We start from the raw sequence: 24,833 nt of genomic DNA, 5'->3' as shown, positions 1-24,833 counted from the left end.
GATTTCTATCACAATTTTCGTGCGCGCTCCTTCAAAAGCCAAAAGTTTTCTTAATCTTTTGCTTCTACTTCCTGCCAGCCTTTGATAGCACCAACAATAAAAGCGCCTGCTGGGTTGTCAATAGCTTTCTCAAAAGCAGCCAAACCTCCTGACTTGATAGCATTTATCACTCTTTGTTTCAATAATGGGTTACTTTCAATGCAGTGTACAGCTTCTGCTGCTATTACCATTTGTTGTGATGTAGTATTGGCCGGGTAAGTTTGCTCTAATTGTTTTAGTAATAGCTGAATCTCAGCAGCAGCTTGGGCAATACTTTGGGGCTGTCCAGCAGCGTAGTAGTTACCTTGAACGTAATTTCCTTGAATACGCTCGATATAATTACCGCTACCCATATTAATAGTGTGATCTCCAGTCACGTTAACTTCTCCTTGATAGGTTTGGATGTAATTTCCTTCTACGTAGGTAGCATCGACAAAAACAAAATCATCTGTTGTTTCTGAAGCAATCTCCCTAATTCTTTTCTCAATAAAATTATTTACAGTAGGTGGTAGCTTGTGGTTACTTCCTGACCACAACTTCAAATCTTGATTGTACCTCGAATAATAATCCTCTTTAAAGTTTCCCCGAATAATATTTTCAGAAACTTTTACTTGAATAAAAACCCTTTCTCCTCTTTTACCTAGAGCTACAATATCTAAAGACTCATCATAATCTCTAGACATTTTATGCAATACAGTTAGAGCTAGTCTAGGATTAATATCCTTCTCATGATATAATTCAACTGTTTCTAGGATGTATCTAACAAAAGTTACAAAGCCATCTTCTGTGAATTGACCTCTAGGTGGCATTTGGTCACGCTTATCTTCATTAACCCATTTTAGATATACGTAATCGCAGGAAATCCCATTCAGCTTAGTACTTTCGGTAATTACCCAATCTTGGATACAACTTCCAGTTAAACTAGCGCCTCTTAAATCTGCTCTTTCAAAGTTAGTTCTGACTAAGATAGCTCTGGATAAATTAGCTCCTTGCAAGTTAGCTTCATGGAAGTCTGCGTCAATAAAGCTGGCATTTTGTAATTTGGCTTGGCTTAGGTTAACACCTCGTAAATCTAAGCGATCAAAGTTTTTCTCCTGCCCATCACCAGTAATTACTAATTGTCGTAATTTTGCATCTTGAAGATAAGTATTTCCAGGTCGAATTTGGTCTATTTGTTTAGCATTCCGCCAACAGGTACAAGTAACATTAGCTTTTCTAAAATCCGTACCTTTAAGCGTAGCCTCCGTAAAATTTGCATCAATTAAAATAGCATAACGAAAGCTTGTTCCATCAAAAGTAGCAACAGCTATAGACAATTTCCGAAGAAAAGCATACTTCTCATCACTAGCCAAGGCTCGCCAAGCAACATAACTACTTAACATCAAGCTAACAATAGCACCAACAGCAGCTATAGGTGCACCACCAGCAGCGGCAGCAAAGATAAGATGAGTACCAATGCCAGCAGCGATACTAGCTGTAGTGACAGCGATAATGAAAAAAGCAGCAACAATCACAGCAACAATCACAGCTATAGCGACAAGCAAAGCACCCTGTAAGATGCCAGCAAGTGTGAAAGCGAAACCACCAAAGATAAAACTGACAACAAAGTAAGTACTCGCACCAACTACAGCCAAAGCACCTTGAAAAGCAAAAATACCAACGTAACCACTAATAACAAGAACAAAGAGAACAACAGCCAAAAATACTAAAGGTGCTACTATACCTCGGAAGATAGTAGTAGTAGAGAGTACTAGGAATGTTGCCAAGACAGACAGAGCTGGAAAAATAGTATATTTGCTGGTGTATTCAGGGCTAAACATTATTCCTGCAAAAATACCAAATATTCCTGCTGTAAATCCTAATATTATTGCCAAAATCAATGATACTATGACTAAAGCAATGCTGCTGCGGAGTGAAAGCCCAGCTTTGGCAGAGGTGAAGTCTGCACGTCTGAGTATGGCATTAGTAAAGTCTGTGCCTCGGATATCTGCATATGTAAAGTTTGCACCTATTAAGTTTTGACCTTTGAAGGAGCGTCCTCGAAGATTTTGATTGAAATAGTCCTGGGACATAACAGGGAGAAGAATATATCTGCGCTTAAATTCTGATACAGATTTAGGATTGATTATTCCAGGTTTTGAAAAAACTGGAGTTGATTAATCACAATCATGTCATTAATTCTTGATTAGCACAAATCTTACTTTGCTCTGCCTCACATGATTTTTTAGATTACCGCTACTGTCAACATATCGTTTCATCAACATACTCTAGCATAATTATTAATTTTTTTAAATTCTTAATTAATACACTCTTAAAACGTGAGATCCTTGGTTGTAAGCTTATATGAATAATCTATGAATAAAAAATAAAAATATTTAAATTTTTTAAGCTTTTGCACAACTAGCACTGATATAAAAATATAGCTCCCATATGTTTTTAAACTAGATACAACTTGTTCAGAGTCAGTTTATCGTGTGATTATAATCACACGATAAACTTTATAAATAGCTTAGTATTGATATTTGCTGCCTCATACCTAATTTTTTAGTCAAAATTTAAAGGAAGGTAAATATGGGGATTAGTTTATATAGATAATTGCAAAATGAACAACTTCCATTTACTAATGAAGTTAGTCAGTGATTATAAATTCAGGCTGACATTTTAATTACGTATCAATAAATTGGTCTTCAATAACAACAAATAATATTAGATATAAATAATGTTTTGATATAACCAAATAATCATTGATTGCCATCTAAGGAATAAAAGAGGATCAAGGTGGGAGTGGTTTACATAGGCGATCGCAAAACAGGCAAAACCCATTTAGCAATGGAATTAGCCAACCCTAAAAATGAATATGTCAAAGTATCTAGCCAAGATTATGAGGCTCTCAAAGCAGGTTTGCTAGACGAAAACAGTAGTGCTAGGGCTACCAGCGATGAACAAGCAACCTATGAACGTTACTTAGATATCCAAGTGCGACTACCTGTAGGTAATAAACAAGTAATAGTAGATTGGATAGATACACCAGGCGAAGTTTGGCGCAAAAGTTGGCAGATTGATAATCATAATGAATGGAAGAAATTCTTAGAAACGATACAGCAAAGTGAAGGGATTTTACTTATCCTGCCACCGCATCGAGGATTAAATTTCCAACCAGGTGTAGATACAGAGCAATTTATGAATCAACAGCAATGGTGTAATAGGTTTGACCGTTGGGTAGAGTTTTTCCGTCAAGATTGCCCCAAAGCCAGACATATTCTCATTTGTTTAAATAAAGCAGATTTATTTTGCGATTTGCAGAAGGAAGCCTCCCAGCTCGCTTACAATCCTAACGGCGCTCAAATGAATTGGCAGCAACGTCATACTTATGTTTTACAAAGATATTTTAGACCAATTCACTCACAGTTAGAACAAATTAACAAAAATGTTTTAGGTTTATCAGTTCGTTGTTTTATTACTAGTATTTATCATCGCTCATTGTTGGAATTACCTTGGATATATTTAGGCAGTTTTTTGGCTAAATAATGAGGAAGCATCAATATGGGAAATATTCGTGTAATTGGCCCACGGGGTTCTGGTAAAACAACTTATTTAGCGGCTCTAGCTTATCAGCCTGTACAACCAGGAGGCAAGCCTAAAAATTTCAAAGTTCAGGCAATTAACGAAGACACAAGAAAACTGGCTGAAAAAGCTGAAAATCTGATTTTAGAAGGTGGTTCCCTAGAACCTACTGGCGTTTTAGTTAAAACTATCGATGATGTACCTGTCTATTCTTTTAATATTGCAATTTCTAACTTATTCCAAAAACATAAAAATATCAACTTAGCAGTTAGAGATTATCCTGGTGAAATTTTTGATGAGCTAGAACTAGGGTTAACAAATCAAATCCAAACAGAATTTATTGATGAATGTCTAGCAAAAGACGTGGCTGGTTGTTTAATTATGTTAACCGAGTGGAAGCATGGAACAGATAGGCATTACAGCAGAGTTTTACAACGCTTTATCGAATTAATGGATAGCCAAGGAAGAATCAATGATTTGCGCCTAGCTGTAGCCATAAGTAAGTGCGAACGTGGGGAACTTTGGCCTGGTAGGTTAGATCCAGAAGTTGATTTATTTAACACTCATTTACCAAAAAGTACAAAAGTTTTAAAAGAAAAAATTCCAAAGCGCAACTTAAATTTTTATGCCATATCAACCTTTGGGGTTCTGGGACGCAATAACCCGCGACCAAATCGGGTTGAAGAATGGGGAACGAATGGAAGAAATTCGGTTTTGCGAGAACCAAATCGTTGGCGACCTTACAACTTAATTGCCCCTCTTTATTGGCTAAGTACGGGTAGGAGAATGCGAAATGATGCGTGATTTGTTTAAAAAAACTGCTTCTGAACCGCAGCAAAGTAGTGCAGTGCTAAGGGTAATAGGCGATCGCTCTTCTGGTAAAACAACTTATATGGCATCTTTGGCACGCTGGCCCAATGCTGACCCTTCTAGCCCCGTACAGTCTGTCATCTCAGTTAACGAAGCCGGAGAAGAACTAATTACCAAAGCTCAAAATCTTCTCGAACAAGGATTAGCCCTCGAACCCAGCAATCTCGATGCTAGTGCAGCCGACATTAAAGATTACACACTCAGGATTACACTCAAGGGACAGTTTTCTTGGAAAAATGCCAAAGCTAGCATTGGTTCCAAATTGGTAAATCTCAACATCAGTTGTAAAGACTACGCTGGAGAGTTTTTTGCTGACCTCCTCCAACAATCAGGAAACCCAAAACTAAGAGAATACTTAGATGATTGCTTGCAAGCAACGGGAATTATGTTCTTGGTTGATGGTAATAGTCGTCGCAAAGACCTAGAGTATGTTACGGGGTTGGATAAATTTTTGACAGCCTTAGACCGTAGTGACATTATGGGTGGAAAGCGAAGAATCTCGCTGGTTTTGACCAAATGCGAACAATCAGAGTTGTGGGTTAATCGCCATAAACCTGCATTTGTCGCTGAGGCTCGTTTTCCCCAAGTTTACAGAAAATTGCAAACTTGGCAGCAAATGGGAGCCGGAAGAGTGGATTACTTCACTACTTCGGCTTTTGGGATGTTAGGTAATAATTTCCCAGAACCCAATGTAAATTTACTGAGTCGTGGGAGAGAAGGAATCGCCGCAGTGATCAAAGAGCCGAAGCGCTGGCGACCTTTTGGGTTAGTGGCTCCGATTTATTGGCTATGTACAGGCGATCGCCATAAAGAATTAGATAAAGGTTAAATATATGAATCCAGCAACTATTAAAATTCACGAATTTAGTACTGGTATTCGCCCAGAGAGAACTGCTGAGGGCGGTTGGGTATCACGGGGATTCACCGGACAATATATGAATATAACGCTTGCATCTGTTCCCCCGGCTGTTGAGCGTTCCATAGCTAATCGGGAATTTGCGGTCACAGAAGGTGCGTCAAGCGATCGGCCAGCAATCATCGGTCGCGTCGTAGGGAGTGGAGAGGACGCTTGGTCGGTGGTGGCGGTGGTGACACGGGGACGAGATGAGATAGGGCGCAGTTTGTCTGTTTATCGTTATTTTTTGTCTCAGGGGGATAAAGAAAACCTCCGGTTAATACTAGCTTGGTGGGAAGCTCAAGGAATGCCCAGGTTTAATCCCTTTGACACTAAAACTGTTGGGCAACCTAATTTATTTGATGTCACTTCCACTCACTCACCAAATATCCAACAAGAAGCTCTAGCTTTAGTTGTAAATAACTCTGAGCCAATACTAATAGAACCAACACATCAATATAATTTGCAAACTATCAATACCTTAGCAATTAAAAAATTCAATAGTTATGGCGGTGGTCAAAGTGCTTCTTGGGCGTTTAATGTTGAAGCCCTAGAACAACCCAGACGATTTCAAGTAATTCAAGCAGCGAGCCAGCGTGCCTATGAGATATTAGAAAGAGCAATCAAGAATGTTCCCCAAGTCTTAGCGCCAGTTGTTGCCGATGAAGAAGCACTGAAGTCTGCGATTCGCGGTTTAATTAATAGTTCCCAAGTAAAACCTGAAGCAGTGCAAATCATTGCGAATGCTCTAGAAAATCAGCAAATTAGCCAAGAATATTGGCACAGCTTGTTTGATGGACAAGGAGCAAAAACTGCAATTAGCCAAAAAATTTATAGTCCACAAATGGTCAGGTTAATTACCCTCAGAGCAATGGTAATACCAGAGACTATAACGGAATTTTTAGCTTGGCTGAATGTGAAAAGTATTAAGGATAAAGCCGACGAAAATCAAAATATTTCTTTAGAGTTTCAAAAATCCGTTCGCTCCAATTTTCCTAAAGAAAACCTTGCCGATGGAATTAAATATATTTTACCTAAATTACTAAATAGAACAATTACCCCAGAATCCGTATATTGGTTGTTAATCAAAAGCGGTAGTGCGTGGGTTTATTGTCAAAAGCAGTTTTTACATGACATTGTAAATGATTTAGAAATAATTCGTGATTATTTTGAAAATACTCAACGGCCATCTACTTTTCCTCATGAATTATTAAATTGCAATCAGGAAATTTGGAAAAAATTAATAAATTATTGGAAATTAGTTTATTTTAGTAACCATTACGTTGAATGTTATAAGCCTTTTGCTGAATTATTTGAGTATATAAAAGAATACAGTTTGTCTGCTTATTTCTACCAAGTAAGCGAAGGTCGGGTTCCTAAAAATGTATTTTATGAAGTTGCTGAAAAAAATAATATCCACGCAAATTATTTCACTTTTTTAGATTTAACAATTGAGCGAGAAGTTACTTGGCTTGAATCTTTTATTAATTTTATTTTTCAGGAGTATATCGTGCCAATTCAATTAGTTATTCCTTTTTCAATACTAATATTTTTAAGCGGTTTATTTGTCGGTTCAAAATTTTTGTCTCAACAGCAATCTACTCAGCAAGCAAATCAAAGAGAGTTACCCCACCAGGCTATTAATAATGGAAGAGATACTATTTCGGAATATCCAAGCGATCAATCAAGAATAGAAAATTCAACAGTTCAATCTCAAAATATACCAATAAATAAAAAAGAAATAGCAATGCAAGATGTACATATTCAACAAACAAGTAAAGCAGTTAAAACAATTATTAAAGAGCTTAAGCCAAATATTAAACAGCAAAATAATCAAAAGGTAGATACAGATAAAATTATTATCGATGAACTCAAAAAAATTCTGAATGTAAAGGATTTGAATTATGCAAAAGCAATAAAAGAACCTGGTAAAGAAAGGGAAAAGTTAGTAGAAGCAATCTATTTATATCAACTAAATGAATTTGACGAAAATGCTGCTTTTGGCTATATGGAATCAGGTAAACAAACACCTAATAAATTAAAAGATAAAATAAAAAATAATCTGGGGATTTAGAGTTTGTAAAATTCATAAAACAAGATGAGAATATATCTTTACATATTAGCTGGCATAACTTCAGCATTACTGGGCTGGAATATAGGTCAATTCTTCATCACAGACTTAAGTTTACTCAAACAATTTCCCGAAATCATTCTCTTTCCCTGTGTTGCTATATCTCTAGCAATTGGTATGGTGATGAATGAAATATTTATCAGTAACCCCACCCGACCTAAACTCAGCTTGCGGATTGCGAAAACTCCTTTACTCATCGCCTTTGCTTTAGGACTGTTAGCAGGTTTAATTGCTGGGGGTATTTCCCAAATTCTCTTTTTACCTCAAATTCGCGTTCCCACGCCAATTGTTAGAACCCTAGGCTGGCTTTTAATTGGTGCTTCAGTGGGTTTGGCTGAGGGGTCAACTTGGCGTTGGCACAGCATGGAAGCTGGAGATCCTAAACGCTTTTGGCAGCGCTTTATCACTAGCGTCATTGGTGCTAGTGCTGCCAGTTTAGTGGCTGCGGCATTATTTGAATTCATTCGTACCACTTTAGGTGCAATGCCATCTGAGTTTAAAGGTGTTGAAGACCCTTTAGGCTTTTCTATTTTGGGTTTATTACTAGGTTTCGTTTTTAGTATTACTAATTCTCCTAGCTATTTAGGTGCTTTGAGAGCAGGTGCAGGTTTCGAGTACACCGGGCCAAATTATGAAGATATCGATCCACAATTTAAGTCTGTTAAGCAAAAGTTTTCATATATAGATACTTCAGTACTGAAATTTGTTAGTGAAGGTGATACCTATGAAATCGAAGAAGGTTTGTCAATCCAATTACCTGGAACTGGAACAATTAGAATTGGTTCGGCGGTTAACAAATCACATATTTATATACCAGATTTACCCCTTCATGTTGCCGATTTAGTTTTAAAAAAACGTGAAGCAGTTTTGTCTCCTAACCCTCAGTCTTTCAAAACTATAGAAATCAACGGTGACCGTTTAACATCACGCAGAGATATTCGTTTAAAACACAACTATGTCTTGACATTTCATACAGTAAAGACCGATGGCAACAATGAAGAAAAAATTTATCGATTCGTCTACTATAACCGATTTCTTGACCCGCAGGCTTAGTTTATCAATGCTAATGTTAGCTGCGTTTGCATCTCCTAGTTTTGGACAAGCAAAGGTTGCAGAAATTGTGGGTAACCCTACTGTTAATGATGACAGAGTTACTATTCGCATTAAGGTTAAAAGTGCAGAAGAAAGACCTATTATGGGTCTACAAGATACGAATTTTAAATTATTAGTAGACAAAAAAGAAGTTTCGTTTAACAACAAAGATTGGAAAAGCCCTGAGGAAACTATACCACCACCAGCATGGATTATTGTCCTGCTTGATTTTAGTGGAAGTATGAGAGAGCTAGATAGTAGTAAGACAAAAAAAATTGCGGGAGCAATTAAAGCAATTCGCCAGTTAACCAGCGTCTTAAAAGACCGTGGAGAAAATACCCAAATAGCAATTGTTCCCTTTGGCGAACCTGGCGATAAATGTCCTCAAGGATATTCGATTAATCAAGATACTCTGGATAAATTTTTTGCTGCTAATGATTTTAAGCTACAAAATAATCTTGATTACTTAGAGAGTTTAACTCCCTGTGCTTCTACCAACCTTTATGAACCATTAACAAAAGCAGTCAAGTTTTTAGCTAATACCGCAGACTATCGTTTTTATCCGCCAAAAGATTCTCCCCAACCTCAGCCTAGACTTTCAATTATTCTGCTATCTGATGGTTATCACAATTTTGCAAATGAAGCCCAGGATTTTCAAAGTTTAATCAGTCTTTTAAAAAGAAATAGCAATATTATAGTGCATACCTTGGGGTATGGTTTAACCCCAGAACAGCTAGGTCAAAAATATAAGCTTGGCAGACCAGCTATTCGTGCAGATATTAATAGCCGTAAGGTTCCAGAAGCAGAATTTGTAGATAAACAAAGGTTAGCTGAAATTGCCAAAACCACTGGCGGAATAGCTGAGTTTTCTGGAGATGCAGAAGCCATTGCTGAAAATCTGCAGCTTTTTCTCAATGCTTTGCTAGGAGAGTACGAAATTAACTATACCCAACCTAACGCGGAACGTGGTTCTAAGCATAATGTGCAGGTTTTAGTAACTTCTAACGCTAATAAACCAGTACAGTCCCCACCAAAAGCTTACACCATCACTGTGTTTGGTAGATCTCTTCCCTTAACAGTAAGAATGTCTATGTTGGCGTGTATTTTGGTTTTGCTTTCATTAGGTGGTATAGTGCCATTTTTCTTGTGGGGTGAATACTTAAAAAAAGAAGCACTGGGAGATTAATGATAGCAATGAATATTCTATTCAAATTCACATCTGTAACTTCTTTGATTTTGCTTATAACCTCTGGTTGTACTCCTGCTGCCAATACACAAAACTTAACTACTTCCTCTTCTAATCTTACTAAATGTCCAGATAAACCTGAGGCTGTGCTTGATGCAAATAAAGTCAAAACTATTAATCTTAGTAACCAAAAAATTACAGAATCAGGAATGGTGAGTCAGAATAAATCTGTAGGATATGTTTTTGAAGCTCAAGCAGGTCAAAGGCTAGTTTATAACACTCTTCAAGATGTTTGTATTGCGGTTTATACACCAGAAAATCGACTTCTCAATAGTGGTGTTCTACCCATAACTGGAAAATACACCGTTCAAATTTTTATTCTTAAAGGTTCCACAACCTTTGATTTAGCTATGAATTTAGAAAGCAAATCAACATCTCCTCCTACTGTTACTCCTACAACTCCTACTGTTACTCCTACAAGTAGTACCACTCCATTAGCTACGACTCCGCCATCATTAACTAAAAATACTAATCCTAGTCCGATTTCCACATCGAAGGAAAGATTTTCATCTTTTACTAACAACAATGTCTCTCGACCATCTCCAACAGAAGTAATTAAAGATTATTACGCCAAAATTAATAACCGTCAGTATAGAAGTGCCTGGAATATTTTACCTGTTGAACTGCAAGAAGATAAAGAACTCCATCCGAATGGTTACAGTTCTTTCTTAGATTGGTATAGAGATAAAGTAGATTTTATAAATATTCATAATATTTATTTAGCCGAATCTAATAAAGATTATGCAACTGTGAAAATGAGCAGTACTTACTACATGAGATCTGGAAGAAAGGCTCCTATAAATCTCAATTTTTATATGGTGTGGAATGAAAGCCAGCAAAAATGGGAGCTTAGTAAAACTAAAATAGTTAATTAATACTATACAAGAGAACATGAATTATTTATGATCACTACTCAAAGAAATTTTATTTTTAATAAAAAACGTGGTAATAGTGGAAAAATAATACTATTATCAGCAATAGTATTATTACTATTTAATAGTGGTTGTAAATCACAATCTCAGACATTGGGTCAAGCTCCTTTGAATACTCCTGGTGCTACATGTCCAGATAAACCTGTGGATTCGCTAGATACCAAAAATGTTAAACAGATTCAACTAACTTCTCAACCTATAAAAGAATCGAGTCAATTACGAGCAGGTAAAGATTTAGGATATACTTTTGAAGCTCAATCTGGTCAAAGGCTGAATATTCAAACTAATGATGAAATTTGCATTTGGGTTTACACACCAGATAACCAAATAATCACTGGTAAAGATTTAACACAAACTGGTAAATATATAATTCAAATTTCTGTACCTAAAGGGTTATCAACTTTTGATTTACAACTGGCTTTAGAAAGCTCATCCAAACCTATATATTCAAATCAACCAACTACCACTCAAGAGCCAAATATATCAACTTCAGAAGTTCAGAGTGCTGATACTTTTGTAAGGAACCATTACATAGCTATTAATAATCGTCAATATAGTTTTTCTTATAAAAATCTTTCCCCTCGATTTATAAATGAAAATATTCCAGGTGGCTATTCTGATTATCAGCGTTGGTGGGATAGCGTTAAAGAAATAAAAATCGGTGAGATTAAACTGCTCAAACAAAATAATAATCAAGCAATAGTAAATGCTGAATTATGGTACACAATGAATGATGGTAAAACTTTTCAAGACTCTAAAAGTCGCATAGATTTAGTTTGGAGCAATGATAGTAATAAATGGTTATTTGATATGAAGAGTGAGCCTTAAATTTTAAAACCCATATATTCAATCTCAAAGATTCATTATGAAGAAAATAATTTGCTACTTTACATTATTAATAATTTATGGGTGTTCTTTTGGAATACCATCTGCTCCATTTGCTTCTACTTGTCCAGAAAAACCTACAAATACACTAACAGAAAAAGATGTTCAAGAAATCAATTTGGATGAAAAAACTTCATCTAAATCTGGTCAAGCTAGTGCGAATAAATCTATAGGATATAAATTTACAGCTCAGTCTGGTCAAAAACTGAGTTGGTCAACTGATAGTGATATTTGCGTTTGGGTTTATGCGCCAGATAACCAGATTTTGAAGGGCGGGGATTTACCACAAACGGGTAAATATATTATCCAGGTTTCTGCACTGAAGGGTTCTAAAACCTTTGATATGAAAATGAGTTTAGGTATTCTTCAAGCTTCTGAAAACCCGACTCCAACACCTTCTGTTTCTATTACTGCTATTTCTTCTAGGTTAAAGCCTACACCTACACCTACACCTACATCAGTAGCAGATTTAACTCAAGAACAAGCACTGAATATAGTTAAGGAATGGTATGCTGCTAAACCTCAAATATTTGCACCGCCTTTTGATACAACATTAGTTGATAAATTAGCCACAGGAAAGCTGTATGATAAAACTACTAATTCTGATCCAGATGCTGGCCCTATAGCTTGGCTGAAAGCTAATAATTCTTACTATCAATATAATCAATCAGAAATCAGAAAAGTTACAGATTTTTCTAATTCTGGCAGACGGCCATATATAAAAGTTAAAGTTTTTGAAGAACTATATCTTTATGGACCGAAAGGTAATATTGACCAAGAAAACTCTGGCTCGTACCAAACTGATTTTATATATTTTTTTGAAAAAGACAGCAATGGTGTATGGAAAATTTATGATTATTCAAAAATTTAGAATGATGTATAGGTAACCCCATGAATAAAAAGTATCGTAAAATAAAACGCTCAATTAGGTTGGATCGAGTAGCTATTTTAGTAGCTTTAGTTTGTTTACCATTAATTTCATTAATACTTTTAATATCAAAACTTTTTAATAGTTATCAAGTATTAAATAGCAAAAAATGTACCATAGAATCAAAAATTAATTTACTAACATTTATTGAAAAAAGTATTCAAGGCACTATTAATAAAAATCAAGTTAATTGTTTCTATTTTTATGGTTCATCTGAGGATAAAATTAAGTTATTTAGTAAAACTAAAATTACTTTTAAGACACCAAATAATCATCCGAGTATTTTACAAGGTTCTTCCAATATAACTTTGTCTAATACTGGAACATACTCAATTGTCATCAACACAGATAAAGATGTTGAAGATTACCAAGTAACTTTGAAGTTAGAAAGTAAAAACTTATCTGCCACACCTCCAATTAGAATAACTGAGACATTACCCTACAAACCAGCGATAATTAACTATGAGCCACAACTGATTTATAAGGTAGATAAACCTCCGTCTTTTAAACAAAATTTAAAATTACAAACAATAGTTAATGATATTGTGGCTTTGGCTAGCTCAAAAGGTTTACCAATAGATAGATTATCTGTCAGTTTGGTCGAATTAAATAGTACTGAATGTTGTGCCTATGGTCAATATTTAGCTCAAGAACCTAGATTTCCTGCAAGTGTAGCTAAGTTATTCTGGATGGTGTATTTATATGGCAAATATGAAGCAAAACTACTGCCAGAAGGGGCAGTTTCTTACAAAAATCTGGCGAAGATGATTCAAGACTCAGATAATGAGTCAGCTAGTTTAATTGTAGATACAATTACCCAAACTAAATCAGGTGAAAATTTACCTTCAAATGAATTTGATAGATGGGTTCAAAAGCGATTAGCAATGAATTCATTTTTTGAACAAGCGGGATATTATCCCATAAATATTAGTCAAAAACTTTTCCCAACTGATTATCAGAAAAATGATGCCCCTGCTGGTAGAGATTTACAGATACGTCGTGACGAATCCCATCCTTACAGGAATTATACAACTACACATAATGTAGCCCGATTACTTCTAGAAATTTATCAAGAAAAAGCTATTTCTAAAAAATATAGTCAAAGCATGAAGTTGTTGTTAAAAAGAAACTTGCATCCTAGTGCTTGGAGAAATAAAGAATTTAATGCTATTGAAGGTTTTTTAGGCGAAGCTTTACCAGAAAACGCTTACTTTGCTTCAAAAATGGGCTGGAATTTTAACACACGTAACGATGCTGCTATTATAGGAACTCCAAATGGTAAACATAAGTATATATTAGTAATTTTTGGTGACGATCCCAGCTTTTATAAAGATAAAAAACTTTTCCCTGAACTATCACGCTTAGTTTATGAACGTATGACAAATTAAAGCTATTTATAGTGAGCAAGAATACCAATGTTTAAGGAAGAAGATATTGGATTATGCAAAATGTATTTATAAAGTTCCGAACAAACAAACCTTTACTTTTTGGAATATACGGCGCAATTGGTTGTCTAATTGCTGCGATTTTCCTAGGAGAACCATTACTTGCTTTAACCAAACTTGCACCATCTGCACAACAAATTCCCCAAGCCATTGTTTTATTAATTGATGCTTCTTCAAGTATGAGCGATGGGAAATTAACAGAAGTTAAAACTGCCGCCACTAAATTTGTAGAACGTCGTAACTTAACTGAAGATAAACTGGCTGTAGTTAGTTTTGGATTAGAGATTAAAACTGCTACTTCTTTAACTGATGACGCTAACACTCTCAAAAGTGCGATCGCCAGTTTGTCAGAAGTTGGTGGTACTCCAATGGCACAAGGCTTAGATGCTGCTGTAGCAGAGTTGCAGTCAACGTCCCTGCGTCGCAACATCTTATTATTTACCGATGGCTTGCCAGATTCTCAAGTTCTTGCCTCTTTTTCGGCTCAATCTGTGAGAAGTCAGAGAATTAACTTGATAGCAGTTGCGACCGGTGATGCTGACACCAATTATCTAGCGCAACTTACAGGCGATCGCTCTCTGGTGTTTTATGCTAATTCTGGCCAGTTTGATCAAGCTTTTCGGAATGCTGAAGCTGCTATTTACAAGCAATTAGTCGAGTCAGAACCAATAGGAAATTATGGTGTAATATACTCTACATTGCGAATTGGTGGCTGGACAGCTTTTTTAGCAATGGGCATAGCGCTTGCTCTAATTATGGGGCAAAACCACTATATGCACCGTCGTCTCTTCACATTTAATAAAGGTAGTGTCAGTACTATCGGCAGTCTGGTCGCTGGTATGGTTGCAGGCGCAACTGGTCAATTAATTTTTTTGCCACTCACGAGTGGTATTCCTAACGTTGCTCTGATTGAGAGTGTCCTTACTTGGGCAATTTTCGGTGCTTTATCTATAGGTTTATTATCATTATTTATACGCAGACTCAGAAAATTACAACTATCGAGTGTATTACTTACTGGTGCGATCAGTGGCGCTTTGGCTGCTGGTGCTTGGCTAATGTCTGCTACTTATTTAGGAGATTTTCTAGGGCGATTAATTGGTGCAATTGTTTTTGGTATCTGCATACGACTATTATCTGGTTCCACTTTATTAAGTTTAGTTGCATTAATAGGAGTAGCCATCTTTGGTCAATTGGTATTTTTCTCAATTCCTGGTTTATCCATTCTAGAAACGATTGGCAGAATAATCGGTTGGACAATTTTAGGTCTATTGGTAGGAGGTGGAACATGTTTTTTTGTACCCAACCTCAAGCTGAATAAAGCATTATTGGGTGGTACTGTTGGCGGAACTTTAGGAGCCATTGGTTTTTTAGTAGCTGCGGCAGTATTTGGAGATATCCCCGGTCGTTTATCGGGTGCAGCCATATTAGGCTTTTTCATTGGTTTAATGATTGCTTGGGTGGAACAAGAACAATTAAATCAAGAACCATATCTGTTAGTCCATTGGACACCAACAGAGAAAACATCATTATTACTTGGTGCAAAACCCGTTGTCATTGGTAGCTCTGTCGATGCTCAAATTCCCTTAAATGCTTCAGAAGGATTTACACCGATTACGGCCAAAATTTATCAAGAAGGAGCCAATATTTTAATGCAATTTGATACAGGATATGCTGCAAGTAAAAATATGAAAAAAACTCTCCAGCAATTAAATGTAGGGGACACACGCAAGTTGGGAAACATTACTATAGAAGTCAAAGCTGCTACTATCCAACAAAACTTAACCACCTCTTGAATAGCATCCTGATACTGTAAATATGACTTTTAAAATCAGTGAGACGATAGGATGTACCAGTTTTTAAGCCATTTAAAGTACAAACTCAGCAAGCCTCTACTGTTTGGTTTATATGGAGCTATTGGTTGCTTCCTAGCTGCAATTTTTGCACAGATACTTTTTACTATGGTAGTACCATCTAAGGAACCCACACCGCAAGTAGATGTGATGTTCGCCCTAGATATTACCACTAGTATGCAAGGAGAAATTCAAGGCGTACAAAATGGTATACGTGATTTCGCTACTGAAATTAATTCTAAAAATTTAGATTGGCAAATAGGGTTAATTGCTTTCCGAGATCGCCTTGCTGGAGAAGAAGCAGGAATTTTAAAGTTTAATGGTAACTCGTTTACTAGTGATAGCAATCTTTTCCGCCATGAAGTAGGCAGAATTGGTTTAAGTGGTGGTGGTATAGATGAACCAGAAAGTAGCTTAGATGCTTTAGCCTTAGCAGCACGCCAATCTTTTCGGGCCGAAGCAACTAAAGTAATTTTGTTGATTACCGATGCACCGCCTCATATTCCTGATCGCGAAATGCAGTCTGTGACACAAGCTGATAGCGTATTGCGCCACAATAAAATTAATCAGTTGCACTTAGTTATCCAGGAAAGCGATCGCTCTACTTTCGAGGGGTTGCAATCAACTATCCCCGGAGAAGTCTTCTCACTTAGCGAAGCAGCTTCTGGACGCAGTGGATTTGAGCGGATTTTACCTCTGATTGGACAAAAGATCGCCGAAACTACAATTCAAGGACTGCAAGACACCAAAAAATACCCTCTCAAGCAAAGGGGAGTGCTTATCCTTCTCACCGCAACTTCAACAGGTATTTTGGCAATTGGAGTTACTTTAGCTTTAATTATAGGACAAAATCACTATCAACGTCGTCGTCTTCTCACAGTTGGTGAAGCCAGTGTGAGTACAGTTGGTAGCTTGGTGGCTGGTATGGTTGCAGGAGCCACTGGTCAATTACTCTTTTTACAATTTGCCAACATTCCTAACACTAAAGATATCGAAATCATTATTAATGGGGGAATTGCTGGTGCTGTTTTCACAGGATTGATATCCTTTTTTATACCAAAGCTCAAATCGCTGAAATTTATTGGATCTATAGTTGCTGGGGGTATTAGCGGTGCTTTAGCTGCTGGAAGTTTACTAATTTCTACTAACTTTTTAGGTAGTTTTTTTGGGTTTGGAAATTTTCTAGCTCAGTTGATTGCTGGACTGATTTTTGGTATCTGCATTCGATTCTTAGCAGGTTCTTTCTTTGGTTTTGTCGCTGGTATCGCAGTAATCTTCTTTGGTCAATTATTATTTGTGTCCATTTCTAGCGTTTCCATCTTAGAAACGATTGGCAGAATAATCGGTTGGACAATTTTAGGTCTATTGGTAGGAGGTGGAACATGTTTTTTTGTACCCAACCTCAAGCTGAATAAAGCATTATTGGGTGGTACTGTTGGCGGAACTTTAGGAGCCGTTGGTTTTTTAGTAGCTGCGGCAGTATTTGGAGATATCCCCGGTCGTTTATCGGGTGCAGCCATATTAGGCTTTTTCATTGGTTTAATGATTGCTTGGGTGGAACAAGAACAATTAAATCAAGAACCATATCTGTTAGTCCATTGGACACCAACAGAGAAAACATCATTATTACTTGGTGCAAAACCCGTTGTCATTGGTAGCTCTGTTGATGCCCAAATTCCCTTAAATGCTTCAGAAGGATTTACACCGATTACAGCCAAAATTTATCAAGAAGGAGCCAATATTTTAATGCAATTTGATACAGGATATGCTGCAAGTAAAAATATGAAAAAAACTCTCCAGCAATTAAATGTAGGGGACACACGCAAGTTGGGAAACATTACTATAGAAGTCAAAGCTGCTACTATTAAATGAATATTAGAAAACAGACCATAATATTATGAGATCAGGTTTGGTGAATTTTATAAATTAATTACAAGCCACATGGTTAAATATAGATTCTCTTTAAAAGTAAAAGGTGACAATAATGAATACTCACATATTTTAGACTTAAGCCCTAATCAAGAAAATATGCCCGAGCATGTTTTTAGTTCAAAAACTAGAGAAAATATCCGTTTAGATCTCCAAAATAAAACTCTATGTGCTATCAAAGACTTTCATCTTAATCAAATTATTAATACTTGGATACAAGATATTAAAGAAGGTTATCGAGATAGTAGTCTCACCCTGCAATTACCTTTATTGATAGAATCAGGAATTGACCAGATAAATGAACAAGGTAATCAAGAAAATCCAGCCCTAGTTAATCCTGATTTATCTGACATAGAACCTATAAAGGGAATGCTACCACCATTAAATTTTTCTTAAGCCATTTGATTAAATTTTCAACATAATTACAAAATACTAATAATAGGAGAATTGTAATGAGTAATGTATTAAATGTATATATTACACCTCATCGGGAATTTTTACCTGCGGAAACCGAGGGACAAAAGCTATTTCTGATGCTGAAACTGCGACCCACAAAAGAGGTTGCGGTTTCTCGTCCACCCACTACCTTTGCTTTTGTCATTGATACTAGTGGTTCAATGTATGAAGTAGTCGCAGGGGCAACAAGACCTACAGGTGTGACGTATACCCAAGATGGCAAGGAATATAACCAGGTAACAGGGGGTAAATCAAAAATTGATATTGTCATGGAGTCCTTATTAGCGTTGGTGCGTTCTGGCAGATTAGGAGCAAGCGATCGCGTGGCAATAGTTCAGTTTGATGATACGGCTTCGCAGATTATTGGCTTGACTCCAGCAACGCAAGTTAGTCAATTAGAAAATGCGATCACTCAACTTCGCAGTTTCTCCGGCGGTACTCGGATGGGGTTGGGTTTGCGTCGTGCTTTAGATTTACTTGCTGGTCAAGACATGGCTGTTCGACGTACCCTACTTTTCACGGATGGTCACACTTTTGACGAAGACATATGTCGGGAAATAGCATCAGATTTTGCCACTAAAAATATCCCGATTACTGCATTAGGAGTCGGAGAGGATTTCCGAGAAGATTTATTGACCCACCTAAGCGATTCCACAGCTGGAAGCTCATTATATGTAGTTCCCGGAACTGCTATTGGCACACAAGTTTCCATCCTAGATTTACCAAACAAAATTATTGAAGAATATAGTCAGGCACAGCAAGAAGTAATTACAAACCTAGCTTTAACAGTCAAAACCGTCAAAGGCATAGAACTTACCCGCATTGTCCGTGCCTATCCTACACAAGCCGAATTCCCTCTGACTCAAGAACCTTATCCTATTGGCAATGCAGCAGCAAGTGATGAAACAATCTTTATCCTCGAATTCAGCATGAACAGTCGTCCTGCATCCCGCGTCCGAATTGCTCAGATGGGTTTAACCTACGATATTCCAGGACAGAACCGACGCGGTGAACTTCCGCCCCAAAACTTAGTAGTGCAATTTGTCGCTGGACAGGGAAGTGTAGTGCAAGTTGATCAAGAAGTCATGGATTATGTACAGCAATGCAATATTTCTAACTTAGTAAACCAAGCGACAAAAATTGCTGATCGCGACCCGCAAAAAGCTGAAGAACTATTAGAAACTGCACGGCGCATGACGGTAAGAATTGGCAACAAAGAAATGGAAGCATCTCTTAATGGCGCTCAACAAGAGTTGCGGAAAACTCGCCAAATTTCTGCCGGAACCCGTAAAACCGTCAAAATGGGCGCTAAAGGTAAAACCGTCAAAATGGGTAACGATATTAATGATCAGCTTTCAGAGGAAGAAATGCGTAAACTCACAGGAACTTGAAATAATTGTGAATTTTAGGTTGCTAACTAAAAAATCACCAATTTTATTTACAACATAAGGAAGTATATCCATGATTAGTTGTGCAGCTTGTGGCTATGATAAAAACCCAGATGATGCTGAATATTGTGATGCTTGCGGTTCTGCACTCCAAGCATCAGCAGCACCATCCACGCTTACTTCTCCTATTGCACCCACTCTGATCCAAACACCAATAATAGAAACAACAATACCAACACCACCAATACCACAACCAACAGATCCGACTTCTACTCCTTCTTTTCCTACGTTCCCGACTACTCCTACAATAGCCAAACTTATTTCCAAACAAGCAGGTTCTCCAGTAGCAGAATTTTCCTTAGACAGTAATGCTGTGGTTGGTATATTTGACCCTGATATGGGGCCAGTTGATATTGACTTAGAAGAATTTCCTGGTGGTGAAACAGTTTCACGCAACCATGCAGAAATTTACACAGAAGGTGGACTTTGGAAAATTAAAGACCTTGGTTCGACAAATGGCGTTTTCATTAAACGAAGTGGTCAAACTCGTTTCGGAGCCAGAATTACTATGCCTGAAACTATAAATTTTGGAGACGAAATTGCTTTTGGCAAAGTGCGATTTCTGTTTAAAGAAAATTAGTTTTTAGAAAAAATAGGAGGTTATTTATACAATTTTTAACCTCCAAGAACATTTAATCAATAGTATAAATTACTGAATCATTGGCTTTTATATGACATTACCTTTAAATGACAAAAATAGTAGTTTATTAATTCAAGAAAATCAAAGCGTTCAAATAGACAACTTCCAAGTAGAAGTCATTTCATACCTAGGTCAATATACAGCGGATATATATAGCTTTAAAGTAAAAATATTACCTTTAGATTCTCCTAACACTGCAAGTAAATTATGCTTAATGAGGGTTGGTTCGGTTCAAGGTGGACTGTACCGAGAGTTAAAACTAAGGGAAGCTCTCGGAGATTACAAGATGATTGTAGAACTTATCACTTACATTACAGCCGAATCTGTAATTGTTAATGTTCATCCGCCTATAGTAGAGCAAAAATTATCCGAAAATGAAAAGTATGAAATAATAACTAATACAGAAGATATTACAACTATAACTAATTCAAAAAACATAAGTTTGCATCAAAATACAAATGAAGATAACGAGACAAGTTTAGTAATTGATAAAGATGCTTCACCTCTGTCTATTCTATTAGAAACCGACTCAGAGCATTTAGAAGATGAATACTATCCAGAAATAGATTTTTGCTCTAATAATGTTGGGAGTAAGCTTATATTAATTAGCGAATACCCAGAATACACAAAAACCCTGGATACTTGGTTACAATCAGATCATTCTTTAGAAGAATCTTTATATATTACTACCCAAGTTTGTCAATTTTTTCGGTATGTTTATGAACGTACTTGGTGTTTTATCTCCTTAGAAACTCACTTGATTAAAATAGGAACTCCCTGCCAGTTTTTTGATTTAACAAATGCTTATCCTGTTAGTGAAATGCTAACTGCTGGTTTATTAGGAAATTATTGCGCTCCCGAACTCGCCTATAACAAAAGTCCTATTCATGAATCAATGAGTATCTATACAGTTGGAGCATTATTATATCACTCTATTCACAAACAACCCTTGTTACCACATCAAACTATTGAACTCAAAATTAATCCTATTCCTCGCATTTATCAAATCTTAAAAATTTGCTTGTCTCCTGTTATCGAAGAAAGATTTTCTTTGTCTCAACTTCTGAGTATTTTAGTAGAAACTCGCCAAGCTATTCGTGCTCCTAAAATTAAGTGGAATGTTGCTAGCCGCTCAACTGTAGGTCTATCAACTAGCCGCTTGCAAAATGAAGACAACTATGGTGTCAGACAACAGCAGTTAAGTGATATTGAAACCATGATATTAGGAGTTGTTGCTGATGGCATGGGTGGTATGTCTCAAGGAGAACTAGCAAGTCAATTATCTGTGCAGACAGTATTAGATGAACCTATACCAGCTGAATTTAAAACTATAGAACAACGCAATGAATGGTTGATGTCGTTATTTCAAAAAGCCAATGATGTTGTTTCCAAAAATGTAAAAAACGGCGGAACCACTCTCAGTTTGGTATTAGCCATAGCACAACAATTAATGGTAGCCCACGTTGGTGATACCCGTATTTATTTATTACGTCAAGGAGAAATACGTCAGTTAAGTGAAGATCACTCTCTTGTAGCAATGTTAGTTGCTAGTGGTCAAATAACAGAAGCAGAAAGCTTAGAACATCCAGATCGTAATGTACTTACTAAGTCTCTTGGTTCAAAAAGTAAACTAAGTGATGGCTATGTTCAAGATTTAAAACGTACTACTCAAGAATTATCAATGACTTTAGAAAACGGAGATATTTTGTTGCTGTGTTCTGATGGAGTTTGGGATTTAGTTTCTAAAAGAGAGTTTGCAGAAATTTTTAATAACAATAAAGATTTGCAAGCAGCTGTTGATACAACTATTGAAATAGTTATTGAGCGAGGTGCATCAGATAATGCGACTCTTTTAGCAATGCAATGCCGGATAGATAAATAGTCAATATATAGATTTTGAATCATGCTACATTTTTAACCAATTATTACTCAAAATTTATTATAGTTCGACACCATTTTATTTAAAAATAAAATACTCATGACATAAATTTAAGCGAATAAATGTTGTTCCAATTTAAGTAGCTCAAGGTTCCTATCAATCATATAGACAAAATATTTCCTAACAACTCAGCTTCCCAGAAATATTAATTATTACTAATTAAGTAAATCAGAAAAATGTCTATTCCATGTCCAACTTGCCTCACTGACAATATAGACAATACAGCTTATTGTATTGCTTGTGGTACACCTCTGGTTTCTATGATCAGTTCTGGTGAACAGGTATCTGCATATCATTTGCCTAGTGGTACTTTACTAAAAAAAGGGCTATACAAGATAGAAAAAGTGCTGGGAGAAGGTGGCTTTGGGATTACTTATAAAGGAGTTTTTTTACAAAATTCGGCCCAGGTAGCGATTAAAGAACTCTGGCCGGAAAAAGCGGCTAGGATTGGCTCTACAATTACATGGCCTTCTTCAATTACCCCTTTACAAAGACAACACCAAATTCAAAAATTTCAGCTAGAAGCTAGTTGCCAACATAAATGTTCTCATCCTAACATCGCTAAAATTTATGATTGGTTTGAAGAAAATAATACTGCCTATATAGTAATGGAATTTATTTCAGGAAAATCATTATTCCAAATATTACAACAAGAAGGTGTATTAGAGGAAAATCGTGTTACATCTTATTTTATTAAAATAGCAGAAGCTTTAAAAGTTATTCACATTAATAATTTACTACATAGAGATATCAAACCAGATAATATTCTTATTGATAATCAAGATAGACCTGTATTGATTGACTTCGGTGCTACGAAAGAATTTATTGCCGGTCAAACACGCGAAATGAGCGTGACATTAACACCAGGTTATGCACCTTTGGAACAATATAGCTATCGAGGTAAGCGTTTTCCAACAACAGATATTTATGCTCTATGTGCTTCAATGTATGAATTATTAACTGGAAAGTTACCTGCTGCTGCTACAGATATAGCTAATGGTTCAGAACAACTTGTGCCACCTCGAAAGTTACGTTCCAATCTTAGCCCTATAATTGAAAAAATTATTCTTACAGGGATGCAATTTAAGGTTGAAGACCGCTTCCAAACAGCAGATGAATTAATTGATGCTCTCAACGGTAAATTTACTTCTCCCAGCCAAAAAAGAGCACATGAATTAGTTAAACAAGGTAAATTATTAGAAGCAGTTTTAGCTTATGAAAAATATCTCAATAGCGAACCAAATAATGGCGAGGCAGCAGTTGAAGTGGCATTAGTTCAACTGTATATCGATGAAAACAAAGCAGAAATTGCTGCCCAAAAAGCGCTCCAATTACAATCTAATGATGGGAGAATTTATGGAGTTTTAGGAGTTGTTAACTGTCGAAAATCAAATTGGTTAGAAGCAGTAAAAAACCTACAGCAAGCAGCACAATTAGCTCCTCACGAAGTTTGGATACAAGCAAATTTAGCTTGGGCATTAGGTAAATCCGGTAATTGGCAGCAAGCTGAAATAACTATCAATAAAGCACTTCAACTGGATGCTAACTGTACTTTTGCGTTAGGCTTACAAGCATGGATAGCCGTAAATCAAGCACAATGGCAATTAGGAATTCGTGCTGCTACTCAAGCAATTTTTAAGTCGAAGCAAAGCTCTTCTAGAAACTCGCAAGAACTACAGCAGTGGGTGTATCCTTACCTAATTCTTGCCTTAGATAAAGCAGTAGTTACCAAGCAAGCAAGCGATGTAAAAAGACGTATTCAAGAATTTATTACTCAAGTACCTGACAATAGTTTTGGCTGGGGTTTCAAAGGTTGGAAAGCAGGCATACAAGGTTTATGGAATGATGCTATTGCCGATTTGGAGCAAGCAAGCCGTAAATCACAAGTTCCTGGTTGGGTACTCATAAATCAAGGAATTGCTCAGGAACATTTGCAGAATTTTCCGGCAGCTATCCAAGCCTACGAAACTCATACTCAGCAATTTTTACCTCATGCTTTTGTTTTATTTCGTCTCGGCACTTTATATGGACGATTACAACAATGGAAAAAGGCACGGTCTTATCTAGAAACAGCAGTTCAAGTAAAACCAAATTATGCAGAAGCTTATCATAATTTAGGGTGGGTGCTTCTAAATATTAAAGATCAAGATGGTCAGATAGAAAACTTCCGCGAAATTTTGTCATCCTATCGTAAAGCTACTGAACTATATAAACAGCAACAAAAACATCCTCTAGGCCAAAGCATTAAACAAGCTTTTCAAGCAGTTGGTATTAACAATTTCTAAATCTGCATTTACTCCTCCGTTGAAGAAAATACACGCTAAATGCTAATTCTAGGAGCAGCACTTCTGCTAACTAAAATTTTGGCATTGGAACTGAAAACAAGAGAATATACAAAGATTCGACCAATAACACTGTGATTTGAACGATATTTTTGCCAAAGGGTCACGAAATGCTTCAAAACTCATTAGGACAAGATATACTTCATAATTTAGTTGTGAGTTGTAAGAATGATAATCGTATAGTTGGGGGGAGACAGGGTTG

At 36.5% G+C, this 24,833-nt stretch carries 18 protein-coding genes; 17 read left to right on the top strand and 1 reads right to left on the bottom strand.

Translation table 11 applies throughout. The features are described from left to right. Nucleotides 1-50 precede the first annotated feature (50 nt). Entirely contained in the window at nucleotides 51-2,111 is a 2,061-nt protein-coding gene (locus tag HG267_RS38165; protein ID WP_052335470.1) for a pentapeptide repeat-containing protein, read from the bottom strand. Between the two features lie 706 nt (nucleotides 2,112-2,817). On the opposite strand from HG267_RS38165, the gene HG267_RS38160 reads away from it, so the two are divergent. From HG267_RS38160 to HG267_RS38080, 17 genes are all read left to right on the top strand, one after another. Continuing rightward, nucleotides 2,818-3,567, top strand: a complete 750-nt coding sequence (locus HG267_RS38160) for a hypothetical protein (protein WP_045874737.1) — start codon at nucleotides 2,818-2,820, stop codon at nucleotides 3,565-3,567. 15 nt (nucleotides 3,568-3,582) lie between these two features. Next, nucleotides 3,583-4,407, top strand: coding sequence for a hypothetical protein (locus tag HG267_RS38155; RefSeq protein WP_045874736.1), 825 nt, complete (start codon nucleotides 3,583-3,585; stop codon nucleotides 4,405-4,407). Further along, nucleotides 4,397-5,302, top strand: coding sequence for a hypothetical protein (locus HG267_RS38150; RefSeq protein WP_045874735.1), 906 nt, complete (start codon nucleotides 4,397-4,399; stop codon nucleotides 5,300-5,302). Before HG267_RS38155 ends, HG267_RS38150 begins: the two co-directional genes overlap by 11 nt. Nucleotides 5,303-5,594: 292 nt before the next feature. Then, nucleotides 5,595-7,442, top strand: coding sequence for a hypothetical protein (locus HG267_RS38145; RefSeq protein WP_228045531.1), 1,848 nt, complete (start codon nucleotides 5,595-5,597; stop codon nucleotides 7,440-7,442). Between the two features lie 24 nt (nucleotides 7,443-7,466). Continuing rightward, the gene (locus tag HG267_RS38140; RefSeq protein ID WP_045874733.1) at nucleotides 7,467-8,552 is read left to right on the top strand and encodes a hypothetical protein; all 1,086 of its coding nucleotides are present in this window, start codon (nucleotides 7,467-7,469) and stop codon (nucleotides 8,550-8,552) included. Nucleotides 8,553-8,559: 7 nt separating this feature from the next. Then, the gene (locus HG267_RS38135) at nucleotides 8,560-9,777 is read left to right on the top strand and encodes a vWA domain-containing protein (protein WP_045874732.1); all 1,218 of its coding nucleotides are present in this window, start codon (nucleotides 8,560-8,562) and stop codon (nucleotides 9,775-9,777) included. A gap of 44 nt (nucleotides 9,778-9,821) precedes the next feature. Next, nucleotides 9,822-10,712, top strand: a complete 891-nt coding sequence (locus HG267_RS38130) for a hypothetical protein (RefSeq protein WP_228045533.1) — start codon at nucleotides 9,822-9,824, stop codon at nucleotides 10,710-10,712. 27 nt (nucleotides 10,713-10,739) lie between these two features. After that, nucleotides 10,740-11,597: a hypothetical protein gene (locus tag HG267_RS38125; RefSeq protein WP_052335469.1), complete on the top strand. Its 858-nt coding sequence runs from the start codon at nucleotides 10,740-10,742 to the stop codon at nucleotides 11,595-11,597. Nucleotides 11,598-11,634: 37 nt separating this feature from the next. Next, the gene (locus tag HG267_RS38120) at nucleotides 11,635-12,525 is read left to right on the top strand and encodes an ARC6/PARC6 family protein (protein WP_045874730.1); all 891 of its coding nucleotides are present in this window, start codon (nucleotides 11,635-11,637) and stop codon (nucleotides 12,523-12,525) included. 20 nt (nucleotides 12,526-12,545) lie between these two features. Beyond that, nucleotides 12,546-13,970 (top strand): serine hydrolase, encoded by a 1,425-nt coding sequence (locus tag HG267_RS38115; protein ID WP_052335468.1) that lies wholly within the window; start codon nucleotides 12,546-12,548, stop codon nucleotides 13,968-13,970. 53 nt (nucleotides 13,971-14,023) lie between these two features. Beyond that, nucleotides 14,024-15,820, top strand: coding sequence for a vWA domain-containing protein (locus tag HG267_RS38110; protein ID WP_045874729.1), 1,797 nt, complete (start codon nucleotides 14,024-14,026; stop codon nucleotides 15,818-15,820). Nucleotides 15,821-15,871: 51 nt separating this feature from the next. Beyond that, the gene (locus tag HG267_RS38105; RefSeq protein ID WP_045874728.1) at nucleotides 15,872-17,749 is read left to right on the top strand and encodes a vWA domain-containing protein; all 1,878 of its coding nucleotides are present in this window, start codon (nucleotides 15,872-15,874) and stop codon (nucleotides 17,747-17,749) included. 156 nt (nucleotides 17,750-17,905) lie between these two features. After that, nucleotides 17,906-18,202, top strand: coding sequence for a hypothetical protein (locus HG267_RS38100; protein ID WP_235623144.1), 297 nt, complete (start codon nucleotides 17,906-17,908; stop codon nucleotides 18,200-18,202). Between the two features lie 56 nt (nucleotides 18,203-18,258). Continuing rightward, entirely contained in the window at nucleotides 18,259-19,653 is a 1,395-nt protein-coding gene (locus HG267_RS38095) for a vWA domain-containing protein (protein ID WP_045874726.1), read from the top strand. A gap of 70 nt (nucleotides 19,654-19,723) precedes the next feature. Then, the gene (locus HG267_RS38090) at nucleotides 19,724-20,290 is read left to right on the top strand and encodes an FHA domain-containing protein (protein WP_045874725.1); all 567 of its coding nucleotides are present in this window, start codon (nucleotides 19,724-19,726) and stop codon (nucleotides 20,288-20,290) included. 91 nt (nucleotides 20,291-20,381) lie between these two features. Then, on the top strand, nucleotides 20,382-22,232 hold the full coding sequence (locus HG267_RS38085; RefSeq protein ID WP_045874724.1) for a PP2C family protein-serine/threonine phosphatase: 1,851 nt from the start codon (nucleotides 20,382-20,384) through the stop codon (nucleotides 22,230-22,232). A gap of 233 nt (nucleotides 22,233-22,465) precedes the next feature. Continuing rightward, the gene (locus HG267_RS38080) at nucleotides 22,466-24,574 is read left to right on the top strand and encodes a serine/threonine-protein kinase (RefSeq protein WP_045874723.1); all 2,109 of its coding nucleotides are present in this window, start codon (nucleotides 22,466-22,468) and stop codon (nucleotides 24,572-24,574) included. Nucleotides 24,575-24,833: the final 259 nt, after the last annotated feature.

The sequence above is a fragment of the Tolypothrix sp. PCC 7601 genome (assembly GCF_025677855.1).
In the GTDB taxonomy this organism is placed as follows: domain Bacteria; phylum Cyanobacteriota; class Cyanobacteriia; order Cyanobacteriales; family Nostocaceae; genus Aulosira; species Aulosira diplosiphon.
The sequence above is the reverse complement of the archived record's forward strand: the minus strand, read 5'-3'. Positions and strand labels throughout refer to the sequence as shown.

What these genes read in the sequence shown, in the direction of transcription:
- HG267_RS38165 (WP_052335470.1), bottom strand. Translation starts at nt 2,111, where the DNA reads ATGTCCCAGGACTATTTCAATCAAAATCTTCGAGGACGCTCCTTCAAA.
- HG267_RS38155 (WP_045874736.1), top strand. Translation starts at nt 3,583, where the DNA reads ATGGGAAATATTCGTGTAATTGGCCCACGGGGTTCTGGTAAAACAACT.
- HG267_RS38150 (WP_045874735.1), top strand. Translation starts at nt 4,397, where the DNA reads ATGATGCGTGATTTGTTTAAAAAAACTGCTTCTGAACCGCAGCAAAGT.
- HG267_RS38140 (WP_045874733.1), top strand. Translation starts at nt 7,467, where the DNA reads ATGAGAATATATCTTTACATATTAGCTGGCATAACTTCAGCATTACTG.
- HG267_RS38135 (WP_045874732.1), top strand. Translation starts at nt 8,560, where the DNA reads ATGCTAATGTTAGCTGCGTTTGCATCTCCTAGTTTTGGACAAGCAAAG.
- HG267_RS38125 (WP_052335469.1), top strand. Translation starts at nt 10,740, where the DNA reads ATGATCACTACTCAAAGAAATTTTATTTTTAATAAAAAACGTGGTAAT.
- HG267_RS38120 (WP_045874730.1), top strand. Translation starts at nt 11,635, where the DNA reads ATGAAGAAAATAATTTGCTACTTTACATTATTAATAATTTATGGGTGT.
- HG267_RS38115 (WP_052335468.1), top strand. Translation starts at nt 12,546, where the DNA reads ATGAATAAAAAGTATCGTAAAATAAAACGCTCAATTAGGTTGGATCGA.
- HG267_RS38110 (WP_045874729.1), top strand. Translation starts at nt 14,024, where the DNA reads ATGCAAAATGTATTTATAAAGTTCCGAACAAACAAACCTTTACTTTTT.
- HG267_RS38105 (WP_045874728.1), top strand. Translation starts at nt 15,872, where the DNA reads ATGTACCAGTTTTTAAGCCATTTAAAGTACAAACTCAGCAAGCCTCTA.
- HG267_RS38100 (WP_235623144.1), top strand. Translation starts at nt 17,906, where the DNA reads ATGCCCGAGCATGTTTTTAGTTCAAAAACTAGAGAAAATATCCGTTTA.
- HG267_RS38095 (WP_045874726.1), top strand. Translation starts at nt 18,259, where the DNA reads ATGAGTAATGTATTAAATGTATATATTACACCTCATCGGGAATTTTTA.
- HG267_RS38090 (WP_045874725.1), top strand. Translation starts at nt 19,724, where the DNA reads ATGATTAGTTGTGCAGCTTGTGGCTATGATAAAAACCCAGATGATGCT.
- HG267_RS38085 (WP_045874724.1), top strand. Translation starts at nt 20,382, where the DNA reads ATGACATTACCTTTAAATGACAAAAATAGTAGTTTATTAATTCAAGAA.
- HG267_RS38080 (WP_045874723.1), top strand. Translation starts at nt 22,466, where the DNA reads ATGTCTATTCCATGTCCAACTTGCCTCACTGACAATATAGACAATACA.